This window comes from Curtobacterium sp. MCBD17_032, from assembly GCF_003234855.1.
Classification (GTDB): domain Bacteria; phylum Actinomycetota; class Actinomycetes; order Actinomycetales; family Microbacteriaceae; genus Curtobacterium.
In genome coordinates, this window is the sequence record NZ_QKTO01000001.1 from 266,848 (window position 1) to 282,065 (window position 15,218).

16 protein-coding genes are annotated in these 15,218 nt (G+C 73.0%); 6 read left to right on the forward strand and 10 right to left on the reverse strand.

Annotated features, from left to right (window positions below):
• Positions 1–47: 47 nt before the first annotated feature.
• The 5 genes from DEI91_RS01300 to hemE form a co-directional block, all read right to left on the reverse strand.
• Positions 48–290 (reverse strand): DUF3618 domain-containing protein, encoded by a 243-nt coding sequence (locus DEI91_RS01300; RefSeq protein WP_181419485.1) that lies wholly within the window; start codon positions 288–290, stop codon positions 48–50.
• 34 nt (positions 291–324) lie between these two features.
• Positions 325–783 carry a phage holin family protein gene (locus DEI91_RS01305; RefSeq protein ID WP_110825716.1) on the reverse strand — a complete coding sequence of 153 codons (459 nt, stop codon included), beginning with the start codon at positions 781–783 and terminating at the stop codon, positions 325–327.
• Positions 780–1,046, reverse strand: coding sequence for a hypothetical protein (locus tag DEI91_RS01310; protein WP_110825717.1), 267 nt, complete (start codon positions 1,044–1,046; stop codon positions 780–782). Before DEI91_RS01310 ends, DEI91_RS01305 begins: the two co-directional genes overlap by 4 nt.
• A gap of 115 nt (positions 1,047–1,161) precedes the next feature.
• Positions 1,162–2,514: an NAD(P)/FAD-dependent oxidoreductase gene (locus tag DEI91_RS01315; protein WP_111050574.1), complete on the reverse strand. Its 1,353-nt coding sequence runs from the start codon at positions 2,512–2,514 to the stop codon at positions 1,162–1,164.
• Positions 2,511–3,635: a uroporphyrinogen decarboxylase gene (hemE, locus tag DEI91_RS01320; protein WP_111050575.1), complete on the reverse strand. Its 1,125-nt coding sequence runs from the start codon at positions 3,633–3,635 to the stop codon at positions 2,511–2,513. The genes DEI91_RS01315 and hemE overlap by 4 nt, the downstream gene beginning before the upstream one ends.
• A 74-nt stretch (positions 3,636–3,709) precedes the next feature.
• On the opposite strand from hemE, the gene DEI91_RS01325 reads away from it, so the two are divergent.
• The gene (locus tag DEI91_RS01325) at positions 3,710–5,014 is read left to right on the forward strand and encodes a glutamyl-tRNA reductase (RefSeq protein WP_110825720.1); all 1,305 of its coding nucleotides are present in this window, start codon (positions 3,710–3,712) and stop codon (positions 5,012–5,014) included.
• A gap of 41 nt (positions 5,015–5,055) precedes the next feature.
• Complete coding sequence (locus DEI91_RS01330; RefSeq protein WP_258374271.1) at positions 5,056–5,460, forward strand: NUDIX domain-containing protein; 405 nt, start codon at positions 5,056–5,058, stop codon at positions 5,458–5,460.
• Between the two features lie 18 nt (positions 5,461–5,478).
• On the opposite strand, the gene DEI91_RS01335 is transcribed toward DEI91_RS01330, so the two are convergent.
• A complete protein-coding gene (locus tag DEI91_RS01335) occupies positions 5,479–5,754 on the reverse strand; it encodes a hypothetical protein (protein ID WP_111050576.1) in 276 nt (91 codons plus the stop codon).
• A 128-nt stretch (positions 5,755–5,882) separates the two neighbouring features.
• Here DEI91_RS01335 and DEI91_RS01340 point away from each other — a divergent pair, with 128 nt between their 5' ends.
• Entirely contained in the window at positions 5,883–6,383 is a 501-nt protein-coding gene (locus DEI91_RS01340; RefSeq protein ID WP_146244161.1) for a hypothetical protein, read from the forward strand.
• A 51-nt stretch (positions 6,384–6,434) separates the two neighbouring features.
• On the opposite strand, the gene DEI91_RS01345 is transcribed toward DEI91_RS01340, so the two are convergent.
• The 3 genes from DEI91_RS01345 to DEI91_RS01355 form a co-directional block, all read right to left on the reverse strand.
• A complete protein-coding gene (locus DEI91_RS01345) occupies positions 6,435–7,430 on the reverse strand; it encodes a serine hydrolase (RefSeq protein WP_111050578.1) in 996 nt (331 codons plus the stop codon).
• Positions 7,430–9,394, reverse strand: coding sequence for a M13 family metallopeptidase (locus DEI91_RS01350; protein ID WP_111050579.1), 1,965 nt, complete (start codon positions 9,392–9,394; stop codon positions 7,430–7,432). The genes DEI91_RS01345 and DEI91_RS01350 overlap by 1 nt, the downstream gene beginning before the upstream one ends.
• 75 nt (positions 9,395–9,469) lie before the next feature.
• Complete coding sequence (locus tag DEI91_RS01355; protein WP_111050580.1) at positions 9,470–10,939, reverse strand: hypothetical protein; 1,470 nt, start codon at positions 10,937–10,939, stop codon at positions 9,470–9,472.
• Positions 10,940–11,053: 114 nt separating this feature from the next.
• Here DEI91_RS01355 and DEI91_RS01360 point away from each other — a divergent pair, with 114 nt between their 5' ends.
• A complete protein-coding gene (locus tag DEI91_RS01360; protein WP_111050581.1) occupies positions 11,054–12,406 on the forward strand; it encodes a uracil-xanthine permease family protein in 1,353 nt (450 codons plus the stop codon).
• Between the two features lie 60 nt (positions 12,407–12,466).
• Complete coding sequence (locus DEI91_RS01365; RefSeq protein WP_111050582.1) at positions 12,467–13,111, forward strand: HAD family hydrolase; 645 nt, start codon at positions 12,467–12,469, stop codon at positions 13,109–13,111.
• 47 nt (positions 13,112–13,158) lie between these two features.
• Here DEI91_RS01365 and DEI91_RS01370 read toward each other — a convergent pair whose 3' ends face one another.
• Entirely contained in the window at positions 13,159–13,824 is a 666-nt protein-coding gene (locus DEI91_RS01370; RefSeq protein WP_181439428.1) for a GAP family protein, read from the reverse strand.
• A gap of 31 nt (positions 13,825–13,855) precedes the next feature.
• Between DEI91_RS01370 and DEI91_RS01375 the strand changes: the two genes are divergently transcribed.
• Entirely contained in the window at positions 13,856–15,190 is a 1,335-nt protein-coding gene (locus DEI91_RS01375; RefSeq protein ID WP_258374247.1) for an MATE family efflux transporter, read from the forward strand.
• Positions 15,191–15,218 lie beyond the last annotated feature (28 nt).

The following is a 15,218-nucleotide window of genomic DNA, read 5'->3' on the forward strand; positions in this document are numbered from 1 at the left end:
CCGGGACGATCGTCCACCGCGGCTCGCGAAGGCTCGCCGCGTGGAGATCACCGCCGTCGGAGCACCGCTACGACGATACCCCCGACCACTGCCACTCCCGCTGCGAGCCCGGCCAGGTACGGCACCGGGTTCGCGTCGACGCCGCGCTTGACCTTGGACGCGGCGATGCCGAGCTGCTTCGGCACGTTCAACTTGTCCTCGATCGCGTCGAGGGTGTCGAAGAGCTGGGCACGGGTCGCAGCGACGCGGTCGGCGATCTTCGACTGGTCGTCGTGCTGGGGGTCGGTCACTGGTCCTCCGAGGGAGTCGTGGGGATGACGGGCGTCAGAACCGGCCGTCGACGTCCGGCTTCCGTGACGCACGGAGCGTCTCGGGGGTGGGCTTCCGGCCGAGGCCCTTCACCGCGTTGACGTCGTTCTTGACGCTCGCGATGGTGCGCTTCGGCGTGACCGGCAGGCCCTTCTTGAGCCGCTTCCACCCGATGAACCCGAGGATCGCCGCGACGATCAGCATGAGGACGGCGAGCAGCAGCGCGGCGAGCCACGCGGGCATCACCGTGGCGAGGCCCATCACCGCTGCGGTGAGGAGGACGCCGATCGCGTACAGCACGATCACCAACGCGGCGACGAGGATGCCCGCGGCGACCGCGAAGACCTTCGCCTTGCCGATCATCTCGGCCTTGAGGAGGGCGATCTCCCCCTTGACCAGGTCCTTGACGAGGTCGGGGACGTCCTTCACGAGGCCGAACAGCGACCGCGACTTCCGGTCGCGTGTGTCGGTCATGAGATCTGCGAGCCCTTGCCGGACGACGCCTTCGAGCTCACCTTGCGGACGACCTTCTTGGTCTGCTCACCGATGAAGTCGGCGACGTCGGGGGTGCGGTCGGACACGAAGTCCTCGACCTGGTTCACGCTCTTCTGGACGCCGTTGCTGTTCCAGATCTTGCCGCTGACGGTCTTGATCTGCTCGTACCGCGCCCGTCCGGCTCGCGATCCCAGGACGTACCCGAGTGCTGCGCCGGCGACGAACAGGAGCTTTCCTCGCATGAGCGATTCCTCCGTTGGGTCAGTGTGCTGTGAAGGCACCGTGCGTGGTCATGCACCGATCGGCATGTGTCCGACGGTTCCCCCAACAGTAGCCCTCGGAGGGTCAGCGGTCCGCTCAGGAATCCAGGATGCGCTCAGCAGCCGCCCGGGCAGCGGTGACGATGCCGGACAGCCCCCGCCCGGAGGACGCCTCACCGATCCCGACCACGCCCTCCGCCAGCCCGGCGGCCTCGGCGTCCGGTCCGTACCAGCGGACGCGGGCCGCACCGACGACGTGCTCCGGCCCGACGGGCAGCCCGAGCAGTGCGGTCGCGTCCGTCGTCGCCCGTGCGCTCACCGCACCGGCGGGGTCGACCGGGAGGCTCGTGGCCACCTCGTCCGCGTTCGTCGCGCCGGCAGCGCCGGTCGCCTGGTCCGCACCTGCCGGGGGCAGGGCGTAGCTGAGTCGCAGCACGTGCCTCCCGGCCGCCCGCTCCGCCAACCAGGGCCACTTGACCGTCGCGTGCGTGAGCGCCTTCGCGGCGACGCCGGTCGCGCCGGGGTGCACGAGCATCCCGGTGCCCCGTGGCGCAGCGTCCAGCTCCGGCCGGTCGACGACCAGGGTGACGAGCTCGATGCCGGACCGACGCGGGGCCGCCGTCCGGGCCGGGTCGGCGACCGTCGCGAGGACGTGGTCCGCCGCCAGCCGCTCGGTCGTGCCGTCCGCCGACACGGTCTCGACCGCCGCTCGTCCGACGGAGGTGGCCCGCGTGTGCAGCCGCACGTCGACGCGGTACGTGTCGAGGTCGGCGACGAGCTCGTCGACGAGTCGCGCGATACCGCCTCGGAGCCCCTGCACGGCGGACCCGGCGACGGCACGCTTCCGGAGCGCGAGCACCGCACGGGCCAGGGACCCCTCGCGCTGCAGGGCGGCACGGAGCCCGGGCGCCACGCGGTCCGGGTCGAGGTCGTCGGGGTGCGTCGAGTGCACGCCGGCCACGACCGGGACGACCAGGTCGTCGAGGACCTTCGCGCCCATCCGGCTCCGGACCATCGCGCCGAGCGACGTCGCCCGTGCGCCCACCGGCGAGGGCAGCAGCGCGTCCATCTGTGCACGGAACGCCGCAGCGCCACCGACCACCGCGATGACGTCCGCGGCCATCGGGGTGCCCGGGATCCCGAGCAGCCCGGTCGACGGGATCGGGGCGGTCCGCCCGTCGCGGGTCATCAGCCACGCACCCCGCGGGTCCGGGGAGACGATGTCGTTGCCGAGACCGAGTTCGATCGCGAGCGAGGACACGGCGTCCGTCCGGGTCGCGAACGAGTCCGCCGCCATGTCGAGGTCGAGGCCCGCGACCGAGTGCCGTCGGACCATCCCACCGAGCACGCCCGAGGCCTCGAGCAACACGACGTGGGCACCGCCCTTCGCGAGGTCACGCGCGGCGACGAGCCCGGCGACCCCGCCGCCGACCACGACGACGTCGGTCACGACGCGGCCCGGTCGGTCCCGTCGGTCCCGACGTCGGTGCCGTCGCCCAGTGCGTGCACGAGCTCGACGACGCGGGTCAGCACGGTCGGGTCGGTCTCGGGCGGGACGCCGTGGCCGAGGTTCACGACGTGCGCACGGGCAACGCCACCGCGGCGGACGACGTCGCGGACGTGCGTCTCGAGGACCGGCCACGGGGCCGAGAGCATCGCCGGGTCGAGATTGCCCTGCACGGTCACGTCGCTGCCGACGCGCTGCACGGCCTCGTCGAGGGGCAGCCGCCAGTCCACGCCGACCGCGTCCACCGCACCGACGGAGCCGCCGACGGTCGCCATGTCGGCCAGGACCTCGCCGCTGCCGACGCCGAAGTGGATGCGCGGGACGCCGAGGTCGGTCACGTGGGACAGTGCACGCGCCGAGTGCGGAGCGACCCGGGAGACGTAGTCCGCGCGGGACAGCGACCCGACCCACGAGTCGAAGAGCTGCGCCGCCGAGGCACCCGCGAGCACCTGGGCACGGAGGAACGCCCCCGACACGTCGGCGGCCCAGTCGAGCAGCCGTGCCCACGTCTCCGGCTCGGCGTGCATCATCGTGCGGGCCCGGATGTGGTCCTTCGACGGACCGCCCTCGACCAGGTACGCGGCCAGCGTGAAGGGCGCGCCCGCGAAGCCGATCAGCGGCGTGCTGCCGAGCTCGGCGACCGTCCGGGCGACCGCCTCGGTGATCGGGGCCAGGGCCTCCGTCTCGAGCGGACGCAGGGCGTCCACGTCCGCCGCCGTCCGGACGGGCGACCCGAGGACCGGACCACGACCGGGGACGATCTCGACGTCCACGCCCGCGAGCTTGATCGGGACGACGATGTCGCTGAAGAAGATGCCGGCGTCGACTCCGTGCCGACGGACCGGCTGCAGGGTGATCTCGGACGCGAGGGCCGGGTCGAGGCACGCGTCGAGCATCGCCGTCCCGACGCGGAGCTCCCGGTACTCCGGCAACGACCGGCCGGCCTGCCGCATGAACCACACCGGCAGCGTCTCCGGCCGGTCCCCACGGAGGGCACGGACGAGCCGCGAGCCCGTGGTGCGGCCGTCGGCGAGCGGATGGGTGGTCGGGAGCGCGTCGGTCACCGGATGATTCTCGCACCGCGAACAGGACGGCTCCCCGACCCGGTGTTCGGGGCACCGGGGTTACCATTGAACACGTGCTCATCTGTCTCACGGCGTCGCATCGCAACGCCAGCTTCGACCTCCTGGAGCGTCTGAGCATCGGAGCACCCGCGGCCGCCAGCCACCTCGTCACGGACTCGGACGTCCTCGACGGCGCCGTGGTCCTCGCCACGTGCAACCGGTTCGAGGCCTACCTCGACATCGCCGGCGACGACGACGCAGCCGTCCGTGCCACGGTGGAGGCCGTCTCGGCGGCGAGCGAGCTGCAGGCCGACGAGGTCCTCGACGCCGTGCAGGTGCTCGGCGGCGGCGACGTCGTGCAGCACCTCTTCGCCGTGTCGAGCGGGCTCGAGTCCGTCGTCGTCGGCGAGACCGAGATCTCCGGACAGGTCCGCCGGGCCCTCGAGGACGCGCGCCGGAACGGCACCACCACCTCCGACCTCGAACGGCTCTTCCAGGAGGCCGCGCACACCTCCCGCGGTGTCAAGACCCGCACCCGGATCGGCGCCGCCGGCCGGTCGCTCGTCCGCCTCGGGCTCGAGCTCGCGTCCTCGCGGATCACCGACTGGGCCGCCACCCGCGTGCTCCTCGTCGGCACCGGCAGCTACGCCGCCACCACCATCGCCGCCCTCCGCGACCGTGGCGCGCAGCACATCCAGGTCTTCTCGCCGTCCGGCCGGGCGCCGTGGTTCGCCGCCAAGCACGACCTCGTCGCCGCCACCGACCTGCGCACCGCGATCGGCACGAGCGACGTCGTCATCACCTGCACCTCGAGCGAGGTCCCGGTCGTCGAGGCGTGTGACCTCGACGACGGTGCCCGTCGCATCGTGATCGACCTCGGGCTCCCCCGAAACGTGCACCCGGACGCAGCGGACGTCGAGGGCGTCGAGCTGCTCGACCTCGAGACGATCAGCATCCACGCCCCGATCGCCGAGCTGAACGCCGAGACCGAAGCACGCGCGATCGTCGACGACGCCGTCTCCCGTTTCCGCGCCCAGGCCCTCGAGCAGTCGACCACCCCCGCACTCGTCGCCCTCCGCAAGCACGTGTTCGACATCCTCGACGACGAGATCGACCGCGTGAAGCGGCGCGGCGACACCACCCCCGAGTCCGCCGAGCAGACCGAGCGGGCACTCCGGCACCTGGTCGGCGTGCTCCTCCACCGCCCCTCGGTCCGGGCCCGCGAACTCGGCCGTGCCGGTCGGGGCGACGACTTCACCGGCGCGCTCGACGCCCTCTTCGGCGTCCGCCCCGAGCCCGTCGCCGACGTGCCGTCCGCCGTCGTGCCGTTGGCCGACCGGGCCGCGCGCGTGCGCGACGACGAGGCGGACGCGAGCTGACCGGGTCGGGCGATCCGGGCCTCCCGGCCGCCGCCCCGCTGCTGCGGGTCAGCGCCCTCCTGCTCGTCCGCGACCGTCGCGTGCTCATGGTGCGCGCCCGCGGGCGCGACGTCCTCTACCTGCCCGGCGGCAAGGTCGAGCCCGGCGAGACCGGCGTGGACGCCGCGGTCCGCGAGGCGTTCGAGGAGACCGGGCTGCGGCTCACGCCCGCCGACGTCGACGAGTTCGCGACCGTGACCGAGCCCGCGCACGGGCAGGCACCCGGGACGATCGTCGCGATGACGCTGTTCCTGGCCCGGCCGGGAGGCGCGCTCGACACCGCCACGCCCCTCGCCTCCGCAGAGGTCGACGAGGTGGAATGGGTCACCTCCGCGGACGCCGGGCGGTGCCCGCCCGCCGGGGTCGAGACGCTGCGCCTGCTCACGCAGGCCGACCTCGTCGACTGAGGTCGGCCCGCCTCGCCGCTACTGGTCGCGGTCGGTGTACTCGCCGGCCGTCTCCGGGCCGCCGGGCTCGACGTCACCGGGGATGTCCGACTCGACGTACTCACCGCGCTCGCCCTCGGACTCCGGACGCCGTTCGCCGGGGATGTCGCTCGACACGAACTCGCCGACCGGTTCGTCATCGGTGACGCGGTGCTCGCCGGGGATCTCGCTGTCCACGAACTCGCCGGCGCGCTCGTCCACGCCGTCCGCGCGGTCCTCGTCGCCGCGTGCTGCCTCGTGCTTGCCTGCTGCCATGGGTCTGTCCTTCCGTCCGGCACGTCGTCGTCGACGTGCACGCTGCCGATCCTGCCCGATGTCGCTGGACGGCGGTGCGCTCCTGGGAGGACGTGCGCCACGGGAGCGTCCTGCGCCAGGATGACCGGGTGAGCACCTTCCGCACCGTCACCGGCCCCGATGACCTCGAAGGCGGTTGGTTCGTCGTCGACGGCGAGGTCGAGCGGCTCGAGGACGTCGAGTGGGAGCGCCCCGGACGCGGCCAGCCGGACCTGCCCGAAGGCCAGCGGAAGGCCCTCCGTGCCGGCGATCACCAGTTCACGGTCGGGCAGACGGTCGAACTCGCGGACGGTGCCGCGCTCGACGAGGGGTTCCGTGACTCCGTCCGGTCACTGTGGCGCGGGCTCTTCATCGCCGTCGTCGGTCCGGCGGTCTTCGGACTCCTGCACCTCGTGCCCACACCGCTCGGACCCGACTCCGTGGCCGAGCGGGTGCTGGTCGCCGTGGTGAGCGTCCCGGTCGTCTGCGGCGTCGTCGGGGTGTGGCATGCCCTGACGCGCTCCGCCGACGGCCGGGTCACGCGGGCGATGGCCGGGCAGCGGATGCGCGAGGCGCACGACCGGCAGCGGGACGGGGACGCAGCGGCCTGAGCACGGCCGGCGCTCGGGTCTGCGTCTCGGTTCTGCGGGGGCGGGCCCCCGTCAGCGTTCGGCGGGAGCGTGCACGACCTCGAGGACCTCGGTCCCCATGGTGCGCAGGGCGTCGACGACCGCGAGGCGACGCTGCAGCGAGTCGTCCTCGAACCGGATCGTGACCGCGTAGCAGACCGACGACGCCGGCCCACGGAGGACCCCGGCCTCCGCGCGGACGCCGGGTCCGGACCCGGTGACGGCGACGGACTGCAGACCGTGGTCGAGGGCCCGGTGCGCGAGCGGGTCGAGCCCGAAGGACCCCGCGACGAGGGACAGGTCGGCGGCGAGCGACAGCCAGCCGAGCACCCGGTTCGACACCGCCTCGTCGACGACCTCGCCGAGCGCGAGACCCCTGAGCAGCCAGCTCAGCTCACCCGAGGCGGCGACGGACACGTCGGGGGCGTCGTCCGGCCCACGGCGGTCGCGCACGCGGTCGATCAGGGCCGTTCGTTCGATGCCGAGCGACTCCGCGCGGGACCGCACGGCGTCCATCCCGACCGTGGTGAGCAGCGCGTTCGTCGCCCAGGCGTCCGCGGTCGCACCGACCAGGGTCGCCAGGTCCGACACCTGCATGGTCGGTTCCTGCAGGAACTGCCACAGGCCCGCGCCGGTCGCGGTGTCGCGGGCCATCCGCTGGAGGCGGTCACCGTGCAGGCGACCGTCCTCGAGCTGCGCGGCGACCTCGATGAGGAGCAGCACCCGCCCGAGGCTCGCCACCGGTTGCACGAGACGGTCGTCGATCGCGAGCAGCGCCCGCCCGGTGGACGTGTCGATGATCGACGCGCTCACCCCGGCACCGTCCACGGCGATCGCACCGAGTGCTTCGGTCGTCGCCGTGAAGCGCTCGTCCGCACCCCCACGGTGCTTCCCCCGACTGCGACCGCCACCACCGGCGCGGCCACCGCCGGACCGAGCGGCACCCCCGCTTCCCGCGGTGGTGCCGTCGTCGGCGGGGCGTCCCGGGCGGCGCCGGCGCGACGAGTTCGGCGCGTCCGGCTCCACCATCACCAGATGGCGACGCGCTCGGCCGGAGCCAGGTACATCGCGTCGCTGTCCGAGACGGCGAAGGTGTCGTAGAACACGTCGATGTTGCGCACGATCTGGTTGCAGCGGAACTCGTTCGGCGAATGCGGGTCGATGCTGAGCAGGCGTGCGGCTTCCTCGGGACGGATCGCCATGCGCCAGGCCTGCGCCCAGCTCAGGAAGAACCGCTCGGCACCCGTCATGCCGTCGATCACGGGGGGCTCGGCGCCGTCGAGCGAGATCAGGTACGCCTTCCACGCGATCGAGAGACCGCCGAGGTCGCCGATGTTCTCACCGATCGTGAGGGCGCCGTTGACGTGGCCGTCCGGCACCTCGGTCGGGACGAGGGCGTCGTACTGCGCGATGAGGGCCTTCGTGCGCTCCTCGAACGCCTGGCGGTCGGCCTCGGTCCACCAGTTCTGCAGGCGACCGTCGCCGTCGTACTGCGAACCCTGGTCGTCGAAGCCATGGCCGATCTCGTGTCCGATGACCGCACCGATCGCCCCGTAGTTCGCGGCGGCGTCGCGGCTGGCCTCGAAGAACGGGAACTGCAGGATCGCCGCGGGGAACACGATCTCGTTGAACCCCGGGTTGTAGTACGCGTTGATCGTCTGCGGGGTCATGAACCACTCGTCACGGTCGATCGGCTTGCCGATCTTGCCGAGCTCACGGTCGACCTGGAACGACGCGATCGCCCGGACGTTGGCGAGCAGGTCGTCCGCGCGGATGGGCAGGGCGCTGTAGTCGCGCCACTTCACCGGGTAGCCGATCTTCGGCGTGAACTTGTCGAGCTTGTCGAGCGCACGGGCACGGGTCTCGTCGGTCATCCACTCGAGCCCGGTGATGCTCTGCCGGTAGGCCTCGACCAGGTTCGCCACGAGGTCGTCCATCGTCGCCTTCAAGGTCTCGTCGAAGTGCTCCTGGACGTAGATCCGCCCGACCGCTTCGCCCATCGCGCCCTCGACGAGGGAGACACCGCGCTTCCAGCGGTCGCGCTGCTTCGGCGCACCCGTCAGGGCGGTCCCGTAGAACGAGAAGCTGGTCGCCGAGAACGCGCTGGTCAGGTACGGCGCGGAGGCCCGGATCACCTGCCAGCAGAGCCAGTCCTTCCAGACCGGCAGCGGCTGCTCGCGGAAGAGCTGCGCGAGCCCGGTGATGAAGGACGGCTGCCGGACCACGACGGTGTCGAAGGCGCCGGCCGGTGCGTCGATGGCGTCCCACCAGATGCGGAGGTCGACGCCCTCGGCGAGCGCCGAGACCTCGTCCCAGGGCAGCTTGTTGTACGTCTTCTGGCTGTCGCGGGTGGCGACGTTGTCCCAGTGCGCCGAGGCGATGGCGGTCTCGAGGGCGATGACGTGCTCGGTGCGGTCGCCGCTCTCGTCGTAGCCCGCCAGGGGGAACATCGACCCGACGAACTCGCGGTACTTCTCACGGATGTCGGCGAACCGGTCCTCGCGGTAGTACGACTCGTCGGGCAGACCGAGTCCGGACTGTTCGAGGAACACGATGTAGGCGTCCGGGTCCCCCGGGTCGTTGTCCACGAAGAGCTGGATGAAGCTCGGCAGCCCGAGCCGCTCGAAGCGACCGACCATGCGGAGCACGTCGTTCTTGTCCTCGATCGCGGCGATGTCGGCCAGGAGCGGCTCGATCGGCCCCGACCCGGCGGACTCGAGCGCGACCTCGTCCGTGAAGGACGTGAAGAGGTCGCCGACCTTCCGCTGCTCGGTGCCCGGCTCCGCGGTCTGCGCGCGTTCGATGATCGTGCGGACGGCGGCCTCGGCCTCTTCGGCCAGGACCGTGAAGGACCCGTAGCGGGCCTTGTCGTCCGGGATCGGGGTGTCGGCGATCCACCTGCCGTTGACGTGCCGGTAGAGGTCGTCCTGCGGTCGCACCGACTCGTCGAGTTCGTCGGTGCGGATTCCGGTGGTGCCTGCGACGTCGGTCATGGGCTCCACGATAGCCACCGGTCCCTCCTCCGCCACCCGGTGCTCGCTCACCGACCTGTCCACGTTGTCAGGCCCTCACCGACGGGTGGTCGCACGTCGGCGCACCACCCCGGCCAGCGGGAGGGCGGCGGCCCCGAGGGCGAGGAGGACGAGGGACGCGACGGCCGGGCGCACGACGTCCGCACCGGTGTACGCGAGCCGCCCGGCGGCGGTGGCGCGTGCGTCTCCGGTGTGGATCCGGCCTGCGGTCGGACGGTGGGCACCCTCGGGGAGGGCCGTGCCGCTTCCCGCCGACGGACCGGTGTCGCTCCCGGTCCCCGGGCCCGGGCGGCCGGACGTGCCCGGCAGCACGAGCCGGAGGGCGCCCTGCTCGACGTCCTGCACGCGCTGCTGGGCGACGACGGCGGCCCCGGGCAGGGCATCGCGCGGGACGACGAGTTCCCACGACCGACCGATCGCGGTCCGGAGGGGTTCGCCGTCCGCGTCGGTGAGGGTCGTCCCGCTCTCGTCCTCGAGCGTCACCGTGCCCCCGGCCTCTCCGGTCCCACTGAGGCGGACACGACCGTCGTCGAGCTGCTCGACCGTGCCGGTGAGTGCGGACGGGATCGCCACGTGGGCGTCCGTCGCTCCGATCTCGTCCGCTCCGTCGTGAGCGGTGACCGTGATGACGTCGAGGCGGACGTCGTCCGGGATCGGGAGCTCCGCACGCCACGAGGTGTCGTCCCCGACGTGGACGACGACTGGCTCACCGTCCGCCCCCGTGACCGGTCCCCGTCGGTCCGTGAAGGTGAGCGCGCTGCGCGCGGGGGCACGCCCGTCGAGGACGATGTGCTCCGTCTGGCGCGATGCCGTCGCGTGCTCGACGGCCGGGGCGCCGGAGAGGTCGTAGACGTCGTCCACCCCGCCGTTCAGGGCGCCGTCGAAGTACTGGCCGACCGCCACGTGGTGGTGGCCGAAGGCCAGGTCGCGCAGGACGACGTGCCAGGTGCCGTCCGCGGCGACGTCCGTCTCGGCACGGGTCGCACCGCCGTCGCGGACGACGAGGTGCGCACCGGGGTGACCGGTGCCGTCGAGCGTGATGGTCCGTGCGATGCCGTCGACGGTCGCCGCCATCGCCGGGGGCAGCAGGACGAGCATCCGCACCGGCAGGTCGATCGACTGCCCGGACACCTGGGACGTCGCACGCACGACGTGCTCACCCGGGTGCACGTGCACCCGGGCGGTCCAGTGCCCGTCCACGTCCCCTGCGGTCCAGACCGGTTCCACGACGTCCCCGGCGACCTCGACGCTCTCCCCCGGCGGGACGGTCCCGGTCACCGTGACGATGCCCGCGCCGTGGTCGGTCGACCGCACCCCCGCGGTGAAGTCGACGCGAGCGGGCGGTTCGGACGCCACCGGCCGGTGCGTCCCGGCCGGCTGCCGGTCGGCACCCGCTGCGAGGGCGGGGCCCGCGACGAGCAGGGGCGTGAGGACGACCGCGCCGACCGCGAGCGCGGCGACGGCGGGGGCAAGGACGTGGGCAACGACGTGTCTGGTGGTTCGCATGGGGCTCCTCGTGGTGTCCCACACACCATATCCAGCATGTCGGTCCCACGTCACGGTCCTCCACAGGGCACGGTCCGCGCCCACGGAGCGCCGGTCGCCCGCTACGGTCGTCGCATGGGACTCCCTTGGAAGCTGCACGGCGACGGCCGCACCGTGTCCGCGTCGGCGATCGTGGCGCCGGACGAACGACTCACGTGGGGCCGGACGGTCGGCCTCGGCGTGCAACACGTGGTCGCCATGTTCGGCGCCACCTTCCTCGTGCCGCTCATCACGGGCTTCCCCCCGTCGACGACCCTGCTCTTCAGCGGCATCGGCACGATCCTGTTCCTGCTCATCACCGGCAACCGACTGCCGAGCTACCTCGGCTCGTCCTTCGCGTTCCTCGCACCGATCGGGGCCGCGACGGACATCGGCGGCATCCCGCTCGCGCTGTCCGGGATCATCGTCGTCGGGGCGCTGCTCGCGGTGGTCGGGCTGATCGTCCACCTGGCGGGTGCCGGCTGGATCGACCGGCTGATGCCGCCGGTGGTCTCCGGGGCGATCGTCGCGCTCATCGGGTTCAACCTCGCGCCCGCGGCCCGCGACAACTTCGTGGAGGCACCCGTCATCGCCGCGATCACGCTCGCCGCGATCGTCCTGTGCACGGTGCTGTTCAAGGGGCTCGTCGGTCGGTTGTCGATCGTCGTCGGCGTCGTCGTGGGCTACCTCGCCGCACTCGTCGCGGGTGAGGTCGACCTCGGTGCCGTGCGGGACGCCGCCTGGGTCGGGCTGCCGACCTTCACGGCCCCGGCGTTCGACCTGTCCCAGACCGCCGTCTACCTCGGGTTCCTGCCCGTCGTGCTCGCCCTGGTCGCCGAGAACGTGGGCCACGTCAAGGGCGTCGGCCAGCTGACCGGTCGCGACCTCACCCCACTGACCGGGCGGGCGCTGCTCGCCGACGGGGTCTCGACCGTGCTCGCCGGGGTCGGCGGTGGTTCGGCCACGACGACCTACGGCGAGAACATCGGGGTCATGGCGGCCACACGGGTGTTCTCCACCGCGGCGTACTGGGTCGCGGCCGTCGCGGCCGTGTTGCTCGGGCTGTCGCCGAAGATCGGTGCGGTCATCTCGACCGTGCCGGCCGGCGTGCTCGGTGGTGCCACCACGGCGCTGTACGGGCTCATCGGCGTGATCGGCATCCGCATCTGGGTGGAGAACCGCGTCGACTTCGCCAAGCCGAAGAACCAGCTCACCGCGGGCATCGCGCTCATCATGGGCATCGCGGACTTCACGTTCGCGTTCGGCGGGGCGACCTTCGGCGGGATCATCATCGGCACGATCGCCGCGATCGTCGTCTACCACCTGATGGACCTGGTGGGCCGGGCCCGTGGCACCGACCCGGCGACGCCGGACGCGACGGACGCCGAGCGGGCCGCGACGGGTGGCATCCCCGTCGAACCGCCGGTCGAGCGGCGCCGGGAGGCCTGACCGGCCGTCGCGTCGCAGTGGGTGTGATCGACCTCCGCGGCTGCTGCCACACTGATCGCCATGGATGCTCACGACGTGGTCGTGTTCGACTTCGACGGAGTGATCACGACCCGCGACACGATGGCGACCGTGTGCCGGCTCCGCCTGCTGCGTGACCCGCGCCGGTTGGCAGCGGCCCTGCCGTCGCTCGTCCGTCGGGTGACGGCCCGGGACCCTGGCGCTCGGCAGCGAGCGGACAGCGCGGTCGTCGAAGCCGCGCTCCTCGGTCTCGACCACAGCGGGTACGACGAACTGAGCCGGCGCGTCGTCGCGCGGTTCATCGCGTCCGGCTGGCTCCGTGCCGAGCTCGTCGCCGAGCTCCGGACGGAGGCGGCATCGGGCCGGGCCGTCATCGCGACGGCGAGTGAGACCGGGCTCGTGCGCGCCTTCATGGCAGCACTGGGGATGGAGGACGTCCGGGTGCTCGGGTCGGACCTCGAGCGGACTCCGCGCGGCTTGCGCTTCGCGCTCCACAACGTCGGCGGCCAGAAGCGCACGACCCTCCTGGCTCGAGACGTCCCGCTCGTTCGCGCACGGTTCTTCACGGACTCGCTCCACGACCTGCCCGTCTCGGCCGCGTGTGCCGAGACCGTCTTCGTCGGCACGGATCGCCGCGCGTTCGACCGGCTGCCCCGTGCCACGTGGTGGCGGCTGACGTCGCGGTGACCGCCGACGGGCGCGAGCGGACCTGACCGGCCGGGACGGGCCTCCCGTCAGCGCAGCGCGAGCACGCCGGCGACCAGCTGGACCAGCCCGAGCACCGTGAGGACGACGACGAGTGCCAGCGAGCCCCAGCGGGCGATGGCACGCCGGACGACCGTGAGCGGACGGTCGGCCCGCGGACCGAGCGCCGCCGCGACCGCGATCGGCAGGAGCGCGGTCGACCCGGACACCAGCACGTAGCCCGTCCCGATCCAGGCCAGCGTGCCGAGCGAGGGGTCCGCCTCGCCGACGACCAACCCGGCGGTCAGGGACAGCACGAGCGCCTTCGGGTTCGTCAGGAACCAGGCGACGCCGATCAGGAACGCGCGGACCGGTCCGATCGCCCCGACCGCGTCCGCCCACCCCGTGCTCCGGGGGCGCCCGTCCGGCAGCCGGCGCACCACCCACTGCCAGACGGCCAGGCCGAGCAGCACCACACCCGCGACGACCTCGACCACCGCCCGCACGTCCGTCTCACCCTCGGCCGGGGACGGCAGCCGCTCGCCGAGGGACACCGCCACCACGAGCGCCGCAGCGACGGAGAGGATCCACCCGCTCGCACACGCCGCAGCCGGTGCGAGGCCACCGCGGTGCCCGAGCAGGAACACGACCGAGGCGACGACGAGCGGGCTCAGTGCGATCCCGACCACGGCGGGGACCAGAGCAGCGACGTCCACGGCTCGACCGTAGCGACGGCAGGATGTCCTGGTGCCCTCCGCGTCCGACACCGACCTCCGCACCGCGCGACGAGCCGTCGACCGCGACGTCGTCCGGCTCGCGCTGCCCGCCCTCGGGGCGCTCGTCGTCGAGCCGCTCTTCCTGCTGACCGACACGGCGCTCGTCGGGCACCTCGGCGCGACGTCGCTCGCGGCCGTCGGGGTCGCGAGCGCTGTCCTGCAGACGGTGACGGGCCTCCTGGTCTTCCTCGCCTACGCGACCACGCCGGCGGTGGCGCGGGCACTCGGCTCCGGTGACCGTCGCGGTGCCGTGCGCGCGGGCATCGACGGGATGTGGCTCGCGCTCGGCCTCGGGGTGGTGCTCGCGCTCGTCGGTTGGCCGCTCGCCCGGCCGCTCGTCGACCTGTTCGGAGCGACACCCGAGGTCGCCGCGGCCGCCACCGCGTACCTGACCGTCTCGCTGGTCGGGCTGCCCGGCATCCTGGTCGTCACGGCCTCGACCGGGTTGTTGCGCGGTCTGCAGGACACCCGGACGCCCCTCGTGGTCGCGAGCATCGGGTTCGTCGCGAACGGGCTCCTCAACGCGCTGCTCATCTACGGGTTCGGGTGGGGCGTCGAGGGGTCGGCCGCGGGCACGGTCGTCGTGCAGTGGGCGATGGCCGCGGTGTACGTGGCCATCGCCGTCCGCGCCGCGCGGGCATCGGGCGCGCCGCTCCGACCCGGCGCGTCCGGGGTCGGGCGGGCGCTGCGGTCCGGCGCGTGGTTGTTCCTCCGTACCGCGTCGCTGCGGGTCGCGATGCTCGCGACGATCGCGACCGCGTCCGGGCTCGGCACGATCGGCCTCGCGACGACGCAGATCGGACTGACGGTGTTCAGCACGCTCGCCTTCGCGCTCGACGCGCTCGCGATCGCGGGTCAGGCGCTGGTCGGTCACGCCCTCGGTGCGCGTGACGTCGAGCGCGTGCGCCTGGTGACCGGGAGGCTCGTGGTGCTCGGGATCGTCGGCGGCGTCCTGCTCGGGGTGCTGACCGCCGCGGTGAGCGGCGTGCTCGGGCCGGTGTTCTCCGACTCCGCCGAGGTACGGGCGGCCCTCCCCCTCGTGCTCGTCCTCATCGCGGTGGGGCTGCCGGTCGCCGGGTACGTGTTCGTGCTCGACGGGGTGCTCATCGGCGCGGGTGACGCCCGGTACCTGGCGCTCGCGGGGGTCGTGAACCTGGCCGTGTACCTGCCGCTGCTGTGGTGGCTCGGGGACGGGCTGGCCGCGCTGTGGGCCGTGTTCTCGTTCGGGTACATCGGCGTCCGCGCGGTCACGCTCGGCGTGCGGGCGCACCGGTCGGGGTGGATCGCGGCGGCACTGGCCAGGTGACGGCACGGGCCCGGTGACGGCGCCGTCC

Coding starts and splice junctions, on each gene's coding strand:
- DEI91_RS01365 (WP_111050582.1), top strand. CDS start 12,467: ATGGATGCTCACGACGTGGTCGTGTTCGACTTCGACGGAGTGATCACG.
- DEI91_RS01355 (WP_111050580.1), bottom strand. CDS start 10,939: ATGCGAACCACCAGACACGTCGTTGCCCACGTCCTTGCCCCCGCCGTC.
- DEI91_RS01305 (WP_110825716.1), bottom strand. CDS start 783: ATGACCGACACACGCGACCGGAAGTCGCGGTCGCTGTTCGGCCTCGTG.
- DEI91_RS01310 (WP_110825717.1), bottom strand. CDS start 1,046: ATGCGAGGAAAGCTCCTGTTCGTCGCCGGCGCAGCACTCGGGTACGTC.
- DEI91_RS01350 (WP_111050579.1), bottom strand. CDS start 9,394: ATGACCGACGTCGCAGGCACCACCGGAATCCGCACCGACGAACTCGAC.
- DEI91_RS01360 (WP_111050581.1), top strand. CDS start 11,054: ATGGGACTCCCTTGGAAGCTGCACGGCGACGGCCGCACCGTGTCCGCG.
- DEI91_RS01335 (WP_111050576.1), bottom strand. CDS start 5,754: ATGGCAGCAGGCAAGCACGAGGCAGCACGCGGCGACGAGGACCGCGCG.
- DEI91_RS01345 (WP_111050578.1), bottom strand. CDS start 7,430: ATGGTGGAGCCGGACGCGCCGAACTCGTCGCGCCGGCGCCGCCCGGGA.